Source organism: Pseudomonas sp. GM49 (genome assembly GCF_000282355.1).
Lineage (GTDB): Bacteria > Pseudomonadota > Gammaproteobacteria > Pseudomonadales > Pseudomonadaceae > Aquipseudomonas.
This window is the reverse complement of record NZ_AKJL01000110.1, coordinates 1-14,163: the sequence shown is the minus strand read 5'-3', so window position 1 is coordinate 14,163 and position 14,163 is coordinate 1. Positions and strand designations below refer to the sequence as shown.

Below are 14,163 nucleotides of genomic sequence, written 5' to 3'. Positions count from 1 at the left end.
AGCAGCGCCGCATGCCGAGTCAGTTCAACCCACGTGAAACGTCTGGCCAGTCTGCAGGCCTTCCACACTTTTGGCGTAGGCCAACGCCACATCCGCCGCAGGAACCGGCTTGAAGCCGCGGAAATACGGTGCGTACTTGCCCATGGCTTCGACCAGCACGTTGGGGCTGATCGAGTTCACGCGCAGGCCACGTGGCAGCTCGATGGCGGCGGCGCGGACGAAACTGTCCAGCGCGCCATTGACCAGCGCTGCCGAGGCACCGCTGTAAATCGGATCGTGGCTGAGGACACCGCTGGTGAGGGTGAACGAGGCACCGTCATTGGCAAACTCGCGGCCGATCAGCAGCAGGTTGACCTGGCCCATCAGTTTGTCTTTCAGGCCCAGGGCAAAGCTCTCTTCGGTCATCTCGTTGAGCGGAGCGAAGGTCACGTTGCCGGCGGCACAAACCAGCGCATCGAACTTACCGATTTGTTCGAACAGTTTGCGAATCGAAGCGCTGTCGCTGATGTCCACCTGAAAGTCGCCGCTGGTGCGACCGATGCGGATGATTTCGTGGCGTTGCGACAGTTCCTTGTCGATGGCCGAACCGATGGTGCCGCCTGCGCCGATCAAAAGAATTTTCATGGAGGCTGATCCTCGTTGTGGGTTGAACGAGGTATCAGTTTAGGGTGGTTTTTTCCGTAGATAAGCGCACTAATAGGCAACCTTTGGTTTTCAAATGGAAACAATCCGTGAGCGAGATGGATGACCTGGCCGCGTTCGCCGTATTGATTGAAGCGGGAAGTTTCACCCTGGCGGCGCAACAGCTCGGTTGCAGCAAAGGCCAGCTGTCCAAGCGCATCAGCCAGTTGGAAGCGCAGTTTTCCGTAGTGCTGTTGCAACGTACCACTCGCCGCTTGAGCCTGACTGCAGCCGGTGCTGCGTTGTTGCCACAGGCACAGGCGCTGGTGGTGCAAGTCGAGCGGGCGCGTCAGGCCCTGGCGCGTCTGAAGGATGACATGGCTGGTCCGGTGCGGATGACGGTGCCGGTGTCGCTCGGTGAAACCTTCTTCGATGGTCTGTTGCTGGAGTTCTCCGCCAAATACCCTCAGGTGCAGATCGAGCTGGAGCTCAACAACAGCTACCGCGATCTGTCCCGCGACGGCTTCGACCTGGCGATTCGCTCTGACGTGGCCATTGACCAGCGACTGGTGGCGCGCCCGTTGCTGGCGTGGCAAGAACTAACCTGTGCCAGCCCGGCTTATCTGGAGCAATACGGTGAACCGCAAACGCCCCAAGCGCTGGCAGAGCATCGCTGCCTGCTCAACAGCCACTACAGCGGCCGCGAAGAATGGCTGTATCACCAGCAGCACGAGTTGTTGCGGGTGCGGGTGTCGGGGCCGTTCGCCAGCAACCACTACAACCTGTTGAAGAAAGCCGCACTGGTCGGCGCCGGTATTGCGCGCCTGCCATCCTACTGTTTGCCAACCGAACTGGCCGACGGGCGTTTGCGCTGGCTGCTGCGCGATTATCAGACCCGCAGCATGCCGATGTACCTGGTGCATCCGTATCAGGGTGGGTTGCCCAAGCGCACGCAGGTACTGGCGGATTATTTGATCGGGTGGTTCAAGCGCAGTGGGGAAGCTCTGGATCGGCTCTAAATCATCACACAGGGATTTTCGTCATCACCCGAGATTGTGGCGGGCATAAAAAAAACGGCCCGCGAAGGCCGTCTTTTGTTTACCGCAATGGCTCAACCGCCGAGGTACGCTTCGCGCACTTTCGGGTCGGTCAGCAGCGCTTCACCGGTGCCTTGCATCACCACCCGGCCGTTCTCCAGAACGTAGGCGCGGTCAGCGATCTTCAGCGCCTGGTTGGCGTTCTGCTCGACCAGGAACACGGTCACACCATCCTTGCGCAGCTGTTCGATGATGTCGAAGATCTGCTGGATGATGATCGGTGCCAGGCCCAGGGAAGGTTCGTCGAGCAGCAGCAGCTTGGGCTTGCTCATCAGCGCACGGCCGATGGCGAGCATTTGCTGTTCGCCGCCGGACATGGTGCCGCCACGCTGGCTGAAGCGTTCTTTCAGGCGCGGGAAAAGTCCGAGGACCTTGTCCATTTGTTCCTGATAATCGCCCTTGTCGGTGAAGAAACCACCCATGGACAGGTTTTCTTCCACTGTCAGGCGGGAAAACACCCGACGACCTTCCGGCACCACGGCAATGCTCTTGCGCATGATATGCGAGGAGTCCTGGCCGACCAGTTCCTCACCCATGTAGCGGATGCTGCCGCTGTGGGCCTGCGGCGAACCGCAGAGCGTCATCAGCAGGGTCGACTTGCCGGCACCGTTGGCGCCGATCAGGGTCACGATCTCGCCCTGACGGACTTCGACGTTGACGCTGTGCAGGGCCTGGATCTTGCCGTAGAAGGTGGAAACGTTTTCGAACTGCAGCATTTACGCTTCCCCCAGGTAGGCTTTGATCACTTCAGGATTGTCGCGGATCTGTTCCGGCGTACCGTTGGCCAGGGGGGTGCCCTGGTTGATCACGACGATGTGGTCGGAAATGCTCATGACCAGTTTCATGTCGTGCTCGATCAGCAGCACGGTGACGTTGTGTTCTTCACGCAGCACACTGATCAGGGCCTTGAGGTCTTCGGTTTCCTTCGGGTTCAGGCCGGCGGCCGGTTCGTCGAGCATGAGGATCCGAGGGCGGGTCATCATGCAGCGGGCGATTTCCAGGCGACGTTGCTGACCGTAGGCCAGGGTGCCGGCCGGACGGTTGGCGAACTCCTTGAGGTGAACCTTTTCCAGCCAGTACTCGGCGTGCTCCATGGCCTCGCGTTCGCTTCTGCGAAATGACGGGGTCTTGAACAGGCCGGACAGGAAGTTGGTGTTCAAGTGACGGTGCTGTGCGATCAAGAGGTTCTCGACCGCGGTCATGTCCTTGAACAGCCGCACGTTCTGGAAAGTACGCACCACGCCTTTGAGGGCGATCTTGTGGCCGGGCAGGCCCTCGATGGCCTCGCCGTCCAGCAGGATGCTGCCGCCGCTCGGCTTGTAGAAGCCGGTCAGGCAGTTGAACACGGTGGTCTTGCCGGCGCCGTTGGGGCCGATCAGAGCCACGACCTGCTTTTCCTTCACGCTCAGGGCTACGCCGTTGACCGCCAGCAAACCGCCGAAGCGCATGCTCAGATTTTCTACTTTCAGGATCTCGCGGCTCATTTACGCAGCTCCATGTGAGGACGTTGCATGGGCAGCAGACCTTGAGGACGCCAGATCATCATCAGCACCATCAGGGCGCCGAACATCAACATGCGGTATTCGCTGAAGTCACGCATCAGCTCGGGCAACAGAATCATTACGACGGCCGCGAGGACCACGCCTAATTGCGAGCCCATGCCGCCCAGCACCACGATGGCGAGGATGGTGGCCGACTCGATGAAGGTGAACGATTCCGGCGTGACTAGCCCTTGACGCGCGGCGAAGAAGCTACCGGCGAAACCGGCGAAGCAGGCACCCAGGGTGAAGGCCGACAGCTTGATCACGGTCGGGTTCAGGCCCAGGGCACGGCAGGCGATTTCGTCTTCACGCAAGGCTTCCCAGGCACGACCGATCGGCATGCGCAGCAGGCGGTTGATCACGAACAGCGCGAACAGCGCCAGCAACAACGCAACGAGGTAGAGGAAAACCACCTTGCTGACGGGGTTGTAGGTCAGGCCGAAGTACTCGTGGAAGGTCTGCATGCCTTCGGCGGCCGTTCTATCGAAGCTCAGGCCGAACAGCGTTGGTTTGGGGATGTTACTGATGCCGTTAGGTCCGCCCGTGAGGTCCGTCAGGTTACGCAGGAACAGACGGATGATCTCACCGAAGCCCAGGGTCACGATCGCCAGGTAGTCACCGCGCAAACGCAGTACCGGGAAACCCAGCAGGAAACCGAAGGTGGCCGCCATCAACCCGGCGATCGGCAGGCAGATCCAGAAGCTCAAGCCGTAGTAGTGCGACAGCAGCGCATAGCTGTAGGCGCCCACCGCGTAGAAACCGACGTAGCCCAGGTCGAGCAACCCCGCCAGACCGACCACGATGTTCAGGCCCAGACCGAGCAGTACATAGATCAGAATCAGCGTGGCGATATCCACCGCACCGCGCGAGCCGAAGAACGGCCACACCAGAGCGACCACGATCAACCCCATGATGATCCAGCGCTGGGTGCTGGGCAGGGTCATGAAGTGGCTGACCTTCGGCGAAACCAGCGAGCCTTTCGGCGCTGACTTCATCATGGTGCTCCACTGCTTGTCGAACAGCACCCGCAGGAACATCAGCACCGAGCTGCCGGTGATGATGAACAGCGTAGAGGTACTGGCACCCAGTACTTCGAGGTTGATGCCGGCGATGGACAGTTTCAGACCGAGTACCGGATAGGCCACGGCCCAGACCAGCAGGGCGCTGAACAGCGCTTGTTTAAGATTCCTAGTCATACTTTCTCAATCTCCGGGCGCCCCAACAGGCCGGTTGGCCGGAATAACAACACCAGAACCAGAAGGCCGAAAGCCACCACGTCCTTGTACTGGTCACCGAATATATCGGCGCCGAATGCTTCGGCCACCCCCAGCACCAGACCACCGAGCATGGCGCCCGGAATGCTGCCGATGCCACCCAGTACCGCCGCGGTAAAGGCCTTGAGGCCCACCAGGAATCCGGCGTTCGGGTTGATCACGCCATACTGCATGCTGAGCAATACAGCCGCCACGGCCGCCAGGGCGGCACCGATAACGAAGGTCAGGGCGATGATGTTGTTGGTGTTGATGCCCAGCAGGTTGGCCATCTTGATGTCTTCGGCACAGGCCCGGCAGGCACGTCCCAGGCGTGAACGCGAGATGAACTGGGTGAGGCAGAGCATCACCACCAGGGTCACCACGAACACCAGGATCTGCATGTAGGAGATCAGCACTTCCTGTGCGCCGCCCGGACCGAAGCTGAAGCTGCCCGGAATCAGGTTGGGGATCGATTTGTCCTTGGAGTCCTGCGAGAGTAATACGGAGTTTTGCAGGAAGATCGACATGCCGATGGCCGAGATCAGCGGGATCAGGCGGTTACTGCCCCGCAGGGGGCGGTAGGCGATCCGTTCGATGCTGTAGCCGTAGGCACTGGTTACAACGATGGTCGCCAGGAATGCGGCGGTCATCAACAGTGGCAGAGAATGGATACCCAGCATGGCCAGTCCGGCAAGGACGATGAAGGCCACGTAGGAGCCGATCATGTAGACCTCGCCATGGGCGAAGTTGATCATTCCAATAATGCCGTAAACCATTGTGTAGCCAATGGCTATAAGGGCATAGGTGCTGCCAATGGTCATCCCATTAACCAGCTGTTGGAAGAAGTGATAGATCTCAGGCATTACAACGCTCCTAAAAACCTGATACGCATTTCACTGGTGGAGTCATGTTCCGGCCTGGGCTGTGTGGTCTGTGGCCACCTTCGCACAAGCGTTTGCCAGCGAACCGCTGGTGACGGTTTTAAGATTTTCAGGTGAATCAGTTCCCGGATCACGGGACCCTGACCCATTAACCTCGTAAAACAAAGCCCACTGCTTGCGCAGTGGGCTTTATGACTCATGGAGCCCGCTTACTGAGGCGAAACTTCGGTCTTTGGTTTACCGAAGTGCCACTCGTAGACCACGAACTTGAAGTCCTTCAGGTCGCCCTTTTCGTCGAACGACAGGTCGCCGGTAGGGGTCTTGAAGGTGCCTTTGTGGATGGCTTCAGCCACCTTGGCGGTGTCTTCGCTCTTGGCGGACTTGATACCTTCGGCGATCACTTCGACGGCCGAGTAAGCCGGGAACACGAACGGGCCGCTCGGGTCCTGCTTCTTGTCGGCGAAGGCTTGTACCAGCGCCTTGTTGGCAGGGTCCTGGTCGAAGGATTTCGGCAGGGTCACCAGCAGGCCTTCGGAAGCGTTCTGGGCAATTTGCGAGATGGAGTCGTTGCCGACGCCTTCAGGTCCCATGAACTTGGCTTTCAGGCCCTTTTCCTGGGACTGGCGCAGGATCAGGCCCAGCTCCGGGTGGTAGCCGCCGTAGTAAACGAAGTCGACGTTGGCTTGCTTGAGCTTCTGGATGATCGAGGAGAAGTCCTTGTCACCGGCATTGAGGCCTTCGAACACGGCAACCTTGACGCCTTTGCCTTCGAGGGTTTTCTTCACGGCGGTGGCGATGCCTTCACCGTACTGCTGTTTGTCGTGCAGTACCGCTACAACCTTCGGCTTGACGTGGTCGGCGATGTAGTTGCCGGCGGCAGGGCCCTGGGCGCTGTCCAGACCGATGGTGCGGAACACCAGTTTGTAACCACGGGTGGTGATGTCCGGGTTGGTGGCGGCCGGGGTGATCATGATCACGCCTTCGTCTTCGTAGATGTCCGAAGCCGGTTGAGTGGAGCTGGAGCAGAGGTGACCTACAACGAATTTCACACCATCGTTGACCACTTTGTTGGCGACGGCCACGGCTTGTTTAGGGTCGCACGCGTCGTCGTATTCCTTGGCTTCAAGCATCTTGCCGTCGACGCCGCCCTTGGCGTTGATCTGCTCGATGGCCATCTTGGCGCCGATGAACTGCATGTCGCCGTATTGAGTGACCGGGCCGGTTTTAGGGCCGGCGATGCCGATCTTGATGGTGTCAGCTGCGAACGAATGGCTGGCAACCCCGGCCAGAACCATAGCGGCAAACAGTTTGGAAATCTGCTTAGTAGCCTTAGTCATAGTGCTCCACTCTTACTGTTGTAGTTTTTATAGTCCTGGCGCCTTGGGCAGCAGAACCGGGTCAGATAGCTGCGACATTCCCCGGAAAAGCCCCTCGGCAACTGTACCGGTACAGTGTAGAGCGCCGATTGTCAGCCTGGGAAGGCGGCGCCGAGGGGCAAAACCTGCAAGTGTCGCTTTATTGAAAGTAAAAGACAGAATTGCGGCGGGGACATTGAGAGGCTTATAGCCGGATTCATTGCATTCCCTGGCTTTCCTGCGTTTTTCATTTCGGTCACTCAATTGCATCCGGGTTTTTCTGCCGGACCACCGACGTTATCATTCGCGTCGATTTCTTTTCCGGACAGTCCCATGAATCAAGAACCTAGCACCCTCTATGCCAAGCTGCTTGGTGAAACTGCATCTATTACCTGGAAAGAGCTGGAGCCGTTCTTCGCCAAGGGTGCCCTATTGTGGGTCGATCCCGGCCTGGATTTGATCGCTGCAGCCGAGGCCGTGGCCCAGGATGAAGGGGAGAAAGTGGCTGCCTGGCTGGCCGCTGACAAGCTCACCAAACTGTCTGAAACGCGGGCGCTGGACCTTTTTGAACGTGATCCGCAGTTGTGGGCGGTGGTTGTTTCGCCGTGGATTCTGATCCAGGAAAGGGCGCAGGCTTAAAAGGTTGCACCTTCTTGGTGCGCTCTTTTCATAGGGAAAAGTGTGTAGCCGAGTAGCGTGATGGCATGTTGCCGTAGAGAAAGGCCACAGCTTCACGGTGACGTAAACGTAACGGGAACAGTTGAGAGCGCAACTGAACGGCTGCTCAATTGTTTCTGAATGTGGATTTGCAGTGAATTCAAGGCCGCCATCGCGAGCAAGCTCGCTCCCACAGGGATCGCATTCTTTCAGAGAGAACGCGGTCAACTGTGGGAGCGAGCTTGCTCGCGATGGCGGCGACGAATTTTCCCGTCTTGTTAAGCAGTCTTGCCCGTATGGTTATTCAGCGAAATAACCTTGGTCTTGCCAATGCGGTGACGGTAGATCTCGCGCAGGTACTTGATCGCTTTCTTCACGCAGTCGCGTGACAGGCGGATGTCGTTGATCGAGACGAATTTTTCCTTGTCGTTGATCAGCTCGCGGTATTTCTTCTCGTACATCGGCTTGATCGCGTACCAGTTGGTATCGAGGATCTTCGCCGGGTTCTCGAATTCGTTGAGCAAGTCGTCGATGCGGTCCTCATCGAATTCCTCCTGGACGATGAAATCCAGGATCGAGTTGTCCAGGGTTTCGTCGAAACGGTACGCAGGCTTCGCAAAGCAGCGCTTGATGAAGGCCACGATCAGCGTCAGGAAGTCGTCCGAAAGGCACGGGCTCTTGGCAATCAGGGTGGTCAGCGACAGGTTGGCCGAAGCACCGATCACCAGCGCGTAGCGCTTGAGCGTGGTGTTGGGGAACAGGCTGTTGAGGTGAGTCTTCAACCGGTTCAGATCCATGTAGGACAGCTTGTAGTCTTTCGGCAAGGAAACGATCGACACCACCGACGAGCAATTCTTGAAGAAGTGCAGGTCATGCAGGGCCGCCGCGTCGTACCCAGAGTTCTTGTACTGCTCCAGCGACGCACGATAGCGCTTGGATTCGATCGGCAACAGGCTGATGCCTTCGATGGCCTGGGTTACCTTGTTGAAGTGCGGCAGGTCGATCGAACGGAAGAACAGGTCGTCGATGTTCAGGCGCTGCGGCTCTTTCTCGAATACCTTGAATTTGTCGCTGCTCGGCGGCGGGGTTTCCGGCACCACGGACTCGGCATAGGCAATCGCCACCGGGCCGGCCAGGCTCATGAACAGGTCGTTGGCGTCCAGGCGGATGGTTTCGCCGATGTCGATGCCGGCGCGACGGAAATAGTTCTGGTCGTAGTCGGTGGTAACTGCCTGGGCCGTCAGAATGTTGAAGATCTGCTGCGAGATATATTGGTTTGCATGCTTTTCCATGGCATTGACATCAATGTTCTGGATATTACCGTCATCGTTCTCTTCGGCGTAACGCATGATGTCGTTGGAAATCAGCATCATCGCGTTCCATGGGCGGATGCGGCCCATGACGCTGGCTTCGCTACTGTCTTCGTTGGCGAAGTTGTAGGAGAAGTCCCACTCTTCCGACAGGTATTTGCACAGCAGGCGGCCGGCGTTGATGTGCAGCGCCTCGGACATTTCACTGCGGTGATCGGAAATGTTCGGCAGTACACAGATGCCACTGGTGAAGATCGGTTCGAAGACGAAGGAGTGGCCGCTCTTGCTGTCGTGCTCGTCCATCGGCTTTGTGTCGAACGTCTTGTTCATGTACGAGTGCTGCTGGGCCAGGCCGAATTCCGAGGCCATGCCCGAACCGGTACCGCCGCCGGCACTGAAGATCGAGAAATACAGGCGCGACTGGTTGGCCTTGATGCCGCAGCTGTCGATCAGGTACGAGTGAATCATTTTCCAGTCAGGGCTGGAGAAACGCTGGGTGTCCTTGTTCAGGATGATCTTGGCCAGATACTGGCCGAGGATCGGCGCGTTACCGGCGCCACCGGCGTGGACTTCCGACAAGTCCATGATTTTCATCTTGCTGTAGTCGCGCAGGAAGCCGCTTTTTTCGCCCTTGCGCGAGAAACGGATGCGTCCGGCAATGTCCTTGTCCAGGTCGCCGAGCATCACCAGTGGCTCGACCAGAAACACCGGCTTGGTGTTTTTGTTCTGGCCCAGGCGCAGGTTGTTGCGGATCCACTGGGCCGGGCTGTAGCCCTTTTCGGCAAAACGCTTGTCCGGTGACAGGCGATCTTCGTTGTTGAATTCGTTGAGGTAGAACTTGCGGGCGTTGTACACCAGCTCCGCCACGTCCAGCGCAATGTTCGAGCCGCAGCGGCCCAGGCCGATCAGGCACACCGAGGGGAATTCCTGATCGTTGTGCTGTTCGCTGTCGCCTTCCAGATGCGGTGCGCGCGGGAACACCATGTCGCGCAGGCCGTCGAGGTTGTCGAGGATGCGGTCGGTGTTGGTTTCCGTGAAGTACAGGTATTGCTGGGTCGCCAACGGACGGGATTGAATCAATGGCTTCGGTGATGACGGGCTGTTGGCCGCGGGGCTCAACGTCAGATCGGTTACCGCAGTGGCCGGGTTGTTTTTAGAAGTCATTGTTCGCCATCTACCTGGGCTGATTGGTTGGCCGACTCGCTGTCGTCGAACCGTCACGGAATAGAATCGCGTCTTTTTTCAGCGCGTACTCGGACCATGCCTTGGTCTTTAGCCTGAGCATCACTCGGGGGGAATCCTTTCCTAAGTCATGATGAATCGGCCAGTATTCGGTGATCTTTAATCAAAAGGAGGCTAAATGATGTCAATGCTACCTTCGCTAGGGTTTGCCGGGATCGGCCTGATGGGGTTGCCGATGTGCCGGCGCCTGCTGGCCGCGGGTTATCCGCTGGCGGTATGGAATCGCAACCCGGACAAGTGCAAGCCGCTGGTGGAAGCAGGCGCCCGTCAGGTCGCCAGCCCGGCCGAACTGTGCCGGCACGCTGACGTGTTGATGTTGTGCCTGGCGGATACGTCGGTCGTACGCGAGGTAGTGTTTGGTCCGACAGGCATTATCGAAGGGGCGAAAAAAGGCCAGCTACTGGTGGATTTTTCCAGCCTGGAGCCCAACGCAACGCGGGAGATGGCCGCAGACCTCGCCGATAGAACCGGCATGCACTGGCTCGACACGCCGGTGTCCGGCGGCGTGGTGGGGGCTGAGGCCGGGAGTCTGGCGATCATGGTCGGTGGTGACGTACAGGACCTGGAACGGGTCCGGCCTGTTCTATTGACCCTGGGGCAGCGTGTGACGCACATGGGCGGCGTCGGGGCAGGGCAGGTGACCAAGGCGTGCAATCAGATGATAGTCGCCTGCAATGCATTGGTGATTGCCGAAGTGGTCGCGCTGGCGGAGCGTTCCGGGGTTGATGCGAGCCTGATCGCCGAAGCGCTGGCCGGCGGCTTTGCCGATTCGAAACCGTTGCAGTTCCTGGCACCGCAGATGGCGGAAAACCGTTTCGAACCGGTCAAGTGGCATGTGCGCACGTTGCTCAAGGATCTGGATACGGCGGTGAAGTTTTCCCGTGAACAAGGCTCGGCAACACCGATCAGCGGTCTGGCCGCGCAGTTGATGCGCCTGCATGGGAGTCAGGGTTTCCTTGAGAAAGACCCGTCTACGTTAGTGCAGATGTACCGTGAGCCAGGCTCGGCGTCGTGACGGTATAGGCGTGCTTGCGCTGGTTGATTTCGTTCAGCACCGGATGCAGCTCGGCCAGTGGTACCGGCCGGCTCAGCAGATAGCCCTGGACGAAGTCACAGCCGTGGTTTTCCAGGAATTGGTATTGCTCGAAGGTTTCCACCCCTTCGGTGACCACTTGCAGGTGCAGGGTATGGGCCATGACGATAATCGCCTGGACAATCTCCATGTCCTGGGTGGCCTTGGGGATGTCCTGGATGAAGGAACGGTCGATTTTCAGCGTGTTGAGCGGCAAGCGCTTGAGGTAGGCCAGGGATGAATAGCCGGTGCCGAAGTCATCGATCGACAGCGAAACGCCGAGGGCGCGAATCTGTCGCAGCAACACCAGGGTGTTGGCGATATTGCCCATCAAGGCGTTTTCCGTGACTTCCAGTTCCAGCCGGTTGGGCGCCACACCGGCGACCCGCAATGCGTACTCGATTTCATCGGCCAGTTCTTCGCGTGCGAGGTTCAGCGGCGAGCAATTCACGGCGATCTTGAGGTCTTCACAGCCTTTGCGCGACAACTCGCCCAGATCCTCGCAGGCCTTGCGCAGCACCCAGTTGTCCAGCTCGGCGATCAGGCCGTTGGCCTCGGCGATGGCGATAAAACGATCCGGTACGAGTAAACCATGGACCGGGTGTTGCCAGCGAATCAAGGCTTCGAGCTTGCTGACCTGACCGGTCTTGAGGTCATAGATCGGCTGGTAATAAAGCATCAGTCCGGTATCTTCACGCAGGGCGTGGCGCAATTCTTCTTCCAGCTGCAGCTCCAGTATGGCGCGGGCTTTCAGGTTGGCGCTGAAAAAATTCAGCCCGTTGCGGCCGCTGCCCTTGGACTGATACAGCGCCAGGTCGGCGTTCTTCAGCAGTTCCTCACACGTCTTGCCGTCTTCCGGAAACAGACTGATGCCGATGCTGGTGGTCATGACCATGCGCCTGCCGGCCAGCTCGATGGGCTCCTTCATTTTCAGCATGATGCGTTGGGCCATATGCCGCGCCTCCTCACGATCATGCAGGTTGATGAGCAGGCAGAACTCGTCACCACCGAAGCGCGCGACCACATCCTCGTGACTGCGAATCGAGCTCTTGATGTGTTGGGCAAGCACTTTGAGCAGATCGTCACCGGCATCGTGACCAAGGCTGTCGTTGATCCGCTTGAAATGGTCGATGTCCAGGAACATGACCGCCAGCATCCCGCCTTCGTTGGTTTTCTCAATGAGTTTTTCGGCGAAGATCTGGTTGAACCCGCGGCGGTTGATCAGGTTGGTCAGCGGGTCGTAGTGCGCCACCTGTTGCAGTGACATGCGCGCCTGGTCCAGTTGGCTGAGCAGGGAGTTGACCCGCTGCAGGTCGTGATCCTTGTGTTGCAATTTCTTGTCCGCCAGTGCCGCGCTGATGCTGCTGCCGATGATCAGCAGGGCCATGACCGTTACGGTCAGTGCCAGTTGCAGTTGGCTGTGTTCACCGGTTTGCGCTGGCAGGCTGTCGCCGGGCAGCACCATGTTGAAGGCGGCCATCGCAGTGAGGTGCATGCTGAGGATGCCAGCCCCGAGCAACAGGCTGGCGCTGTATTTGAAGAGCTGATGCAGCATGCCGGTGCCGTCGCGCAGATACCATGCCAGCAATAAGGCTGCCAGCGCGGCACCGATCGCGATCGCGATCGAAAGGGCGAACAGGCCCGGATGGTAATAGACCTCGGCATTGGAGTGCATGGCCGTCATGCCCACGTAATGCATGGTCGCGATACCCAGGCCGATCCCGATCGATGATGTGAGGCACTGTCGAAAACTCAGCTCAGGAAGGCTGAGGGTATGCATGGCCAGCCACGCGGCGAGCAGCGCGATGGTTAGTGAGAACACTGTGACAGGCAGTTGATAGTGAAGATCGATAGGTGTCTGGAATGCCAGCATCGCGACGAAGTGCATGGCCCAGATACCGCCGGCCAGGCATCCGCTGCCAACCCAGCGCCAGCGTGTCTTGGAAGCGGAATTTTCAGCGTGAGCAACCCGTTCGGCCATGTCCAGCGTCGCGAAACAGCCGACACAGGCGACCAGGTAAGCCAGCAGCACCAGAAAAGGGTCATGTGTGCAATTAAGTACGACCTGCCCACTCTCTGGTAGCTCGGTAAGGAAATGCAAACCAAGCCATTCCATAGCATGCCCCATTGTTATCCTCAGGCTGGCGCAAGGAGCGCCGGCGAATGCCTTGGAGTATAGAGGGCATGGATGGAGCGCAAGTGGTGGTGGCACATTGATGCCAATCTTTTTGATATTAGCCTGATAGCGATTAGTGCTATGACTCAGGCGAATTGCTTCTGAGGCGTCTCGAATAGGGGTTGCAGGGCCGGCAAGCCGAAAGCGGCACGGGCCGCGTCGCAATCGGGATTGGCCACGCCATCGACCCAGGAAGCTTCGAACTCCCGACAGGTACTGGAGCGTTTTTCGTAAATCGAGCATTGCACCGTACTGCCCACCTCTCCCACCAGGCTGGTGCAGCGTACGGGTTTGCAGCCGGTGCCGAGCATCGCGACCCGACTGGGGCTGATCTGCTCGACAAGCTCATCGGGTACCGTCCCCCCGGACGAAGCGCATTCACCCCAGAAAAATGACACGCGAAAATGAGAACAGCAGGCACCGCAATTCAGACACGGACTGGCTTCGGACATGGGCGATTATCGTAAGGAGGAGTGGAGACACAGGGGGGAAACAAGGCCGCTATTCTAGGCTTCGCCAACGGCTTGGGAAGGGGGGGTGAAAGGTATTTTTTATCGGCCGGACGAACTGCTGGATACCCATCTGGCGAACGCTGTATCTCCTGTGGGAGCGGGCTGTGCGCCATGGGCAGGTATCAGCCCGGCGAATAATGAAAGACAGTTATGGCCGGCCTGTCTAGATTGCAAAGTCCGGGGGCAGTGACGCCCCAAAACAATAAAAGAGACGGACCCATGCAGAACTCGACCCAAGCGGCCAATGCCTGGCGCATTCTGTTCCTGTTGTTCCTGGCCAACCTGTTCAATTTTTTCGACCGCACCATCCCGGCCATCATCATCGAGCCCATTCGCATGGAATGGCATCTCAGTGATTTCCAGTTGGGGATCATCGGGACGGCATTCACCATCGTCTACGCGATTGCCGGCCTGCCGCTGGGGCGCATGGCCGATACCGGCTCCCC

General features: G+C 58.5%; 13 protein-coding genes. 4 read left to right on the top strand and 9 right to left on the bottom strand.

Annotated features, from left to right (window positions below; genetic code table 11):
- Positions 1 to 24: 24 nt before the first annotated feature.
- Positions 25 to 624, bottom strand: coding sequence for a short chain dehydrogenase (locus PMI29_RS18465; protein ID WP_007996784.1), 600 nt, complete (start codon positions 622 to 624; stop codon positions 25 to 27).
- Positions 625 to 731: 107 nt separating this feature from the next.
- Here PMI29_RS18465 and PMI29_RS18470 point away from each other — a divergent pair, with 107 nt between their 5' ends.
- Positions 732 to 1,640 (top strand): LysR family transcriptional regulator, encoded by a 909-nt coding sequence (locus PMI29_RS18470; RefSeq protein WP_008052920.1) that lies wholly within the window; start codon positions 732 to 734, stop codon positions 1,638 to 1,640.
- Positions 1,641 to 1,732: 92 nt separating this feature from the next.
- Here the strand turns inward: PMI29_RS18470 and PMI29_RS18475 are convergent, their stop codons facing one another.
- From PMI29_RS18475 to PMI29_RS18495, 5 genes are all read right to left on the bottom strand, one after another.
- Positions 1,733 to 2,434 (bottom strand): ABC transporter ATP-binding protein, encoded by a 702-nt coding sequence (locus PMI29_RS18475; protein WP_007992410.1) that lies wholly within the window; start codon positions 2,432 to 2,434, stop codon positions 1,733 to 1,735.
- Positions 2,435 to 3,202, bottom strand: a complete 768-nt coding sequence (livG, locus tag PMI29_RS18480; RefSeq protein WP_007996780.1) for a high-affinity branched-chain amino acid ABC transporter ATP-binding protein LivG — start codon at positions 3,200 to 3,202, stop codon at positions 2,435 to 2,437.
- A complete protein-coding gene (locus tag PMI29_RS18485; RefSeq protein ID WP_007996778.1) occupies positions 3,199 to 4,455 on the bottom strand; it encodes a high-affinity branched-chain amino acid ABC transporter permease LivM in 1,257 nt (418 codons plus the stop codon). The genes livG and PMI29_RS18485 overlap by 4 nt, the downstream gene beginning before the upstream one ends.
- Positions 4,452 to 5,375, bottom strand: coding sequence for a high-affinity branched-chain amino acid ABC transporter permease LivH (livH, locus tag PMI29_RS18490; RefSeq protein ID WP_007992413.1), 924 nt, complete (start codon positions 5,373 to 5,375; stop codon positions 4,452 to 4,454). Before livH ends, PMI29_RS18485 begins: the two co-directional genes overlap by 4 nt.
- Before the next feature lie 227 nt (positions 5,376 to 5,602).
- Positions 5,603 to 6,730: a branched-chain amino acid ABC transporter substrate-binding protein gene (locus tag PMI29_RS18495; protein ID WP_007996776.1), complete on the bottom strand. Its 1,128-nt coding sequence runs from the start codon at positions 6,728 to 6,730 to the stop codon at positions 5,603 to 5,605.
- Positions 6,731 to 7,081: 351 nt separating this feature from the next.
- On the opposite strand from PMI29_RS18495, the gene PMI29_RS18500 reads away from it, so the two are divergent.
- Positions 7,082 to 7,387, top strand: a complete 306-nt coding sequence (locus tag PMI29_RS18500; protein ID WP_007996774.1) for a DUF2288 domain-containing protein — start codon at positions 7,082 to 7,084, stop codon at positions 7,385 to 7,387.
- A 296-nt stretch (positions 7,388 to 7,683) separates the two neighbouring features.
- On the opposite strand, the gene PMI29_RS18505 is transcribed toward PMI29_RS18500, so the two are convergent.
- Positions 7,684 to 9,879 carry a hypothetical protein gene (locus tag PMI29_RS18505; protein ID WP_007996771.1) on the bottom strand — a complete coding sequence of 732 codons (2,196 nt, stop codon included), beginning with the start codon at positions 9,877 to 9,879 and terminating at the stop codon, positions 7,684 to 7,686.
- Positions 9,880 to 10,075: 196 nt separating this feature from the next.
- On the opposite strand from PMI29_RS18505, the gene PMI29_RS18510 reads away from it, so the two are divergent.
- Entirely contained in the window at positions 10,076 to 10,972 is an 897-nt protein-coding gene (locus tag PMI29_RS18510; RefSeq protein ID WP_007996770.1) for an NAD(P)-dependent oxidoreductase, read from the top strand.
- Here the strand turns inward: PMI29_RS18510 and PMI29_RS18515 are convergent.
- Both PMI29_RS18515 and PMI29_RS18520 read right to left on the bottom strand, forming a co-directional pair.
- On the bottom strand, positions 10,929 to 13,145 hold the full coding sequence (locus tag PMI29_RS18515; RefSeq protein WP_274517870.1) for a putative bifunctional diguanylate cyclase/phosphodiesterase: 2,217 nt from the start codon (positions 13,143 to 13,145) through the stop codon (positions 10,929 to 10,931). The genes PMI29_RS18510 and PMI29_RS18515 overlap by 44 nt on opposite strands.
- A gap of 146 nt (positions 13,146 to 13,291) precedes the next feature.
- Entirely contained in the window at positions 13,292 to 13,657 is a 366-nt protein-coding gene (locus PMI29_RS18520) for a YkgJ family cysteine cluster protein (protein ID WP_007996767.1), read from the bottom strand.
- Positions 13,658 to 13,936: 279 nt separating this feature from the next.
- Here PMI29_RS18520 and PMI29_RS18525 point away from each other — a divergent pair.
- A partial coding sequence (locus PMI29_RS18525) for an MFS transporter (RefSeq protein WP_007996766.1) occupies positions 13,937 to 14,163 on the top strand: 227 nt, incomplete at its 3' end.

Bases quoted from the DNA above. Each gene is read 5' to 3' on its own strand.
- livG (WP_007996780.1), bottom strand. From the start codon at position 3,202: ATGAGCCGCGAGATCCTGAAAGTAGAAAATCTGAGCATGCGCTTCGGC.
- PMI29_RS18510 (WP_007996770.1), top strand. From the start codon at position 10,076: ATGATGTCAATGCTACCTTCGCTAGGGTTTGCCGGGATCGGCCTGATG.
- PMI29_RS18505 (WP_007996771.1), bottom strand. From the start codon at position 9,879: ATGACTTCTAAAAACAACCCGGCCACTGCGGTAACCGATCTGACGTTG.
- PMI29_RS18515 (WP_274517870.1), bottom strand. From the start codon at position 13,145: ATGGAATGGCTTGGTTTGCATTTCCTTACCGAGCTACCAGAGAGTGGG.
- PMI29_RS18465 (WP_007996784.1), bottom strand. From the start codon at position 624: ATGAAAATTCTTTTGATCGGCGCAGGCGGCACCATCGGTTCGGCCATC.
- PMI29_RS18520 (WP_007996767.1), bottom strand. From the start codon at position 13,657: ATGTCCGAAGCCAGTCCGTGTCTGAATTGCGGTGCCTGCTGTTCTCAT.
- PMI29_RS18500 (WP_007996774.1), top strand. From the start codon at position 7,082: ATGAATCAAGAACCTAGCACCCTCTATGCCAAGCTGCTTGGTGAAACT.
- PMI29_RS18485 (WP_007996778.1), bottom strand. From the start codon at position 4,455: ATGACTAGGAATCTTAAACAAGCGCTGTTCAGCGCCCTGCTGGTCTGG.
- livH (WP_007992413.1), bottom strand. From the start codon at position 5,375: ATGCCTGAGATCTATCACTTCTTCCAACAGCTGGTTAATGGGATGACC.
- PMI29_RS18475 (WP_007992410.1), bottom strand. From the start codon at position 2,434: ATGCTGCAGTTCGAAAACGTTTCCACCTTCTACGGCAAGATCCAGGCC.
- PMI29_RS18495 (WP_007996776.1), bottom strand. From the start codon at position 6,730: ATGACTAAGGCTACTAAGCAGATTTCCAAACTGTTTGCCGCTATGGTT.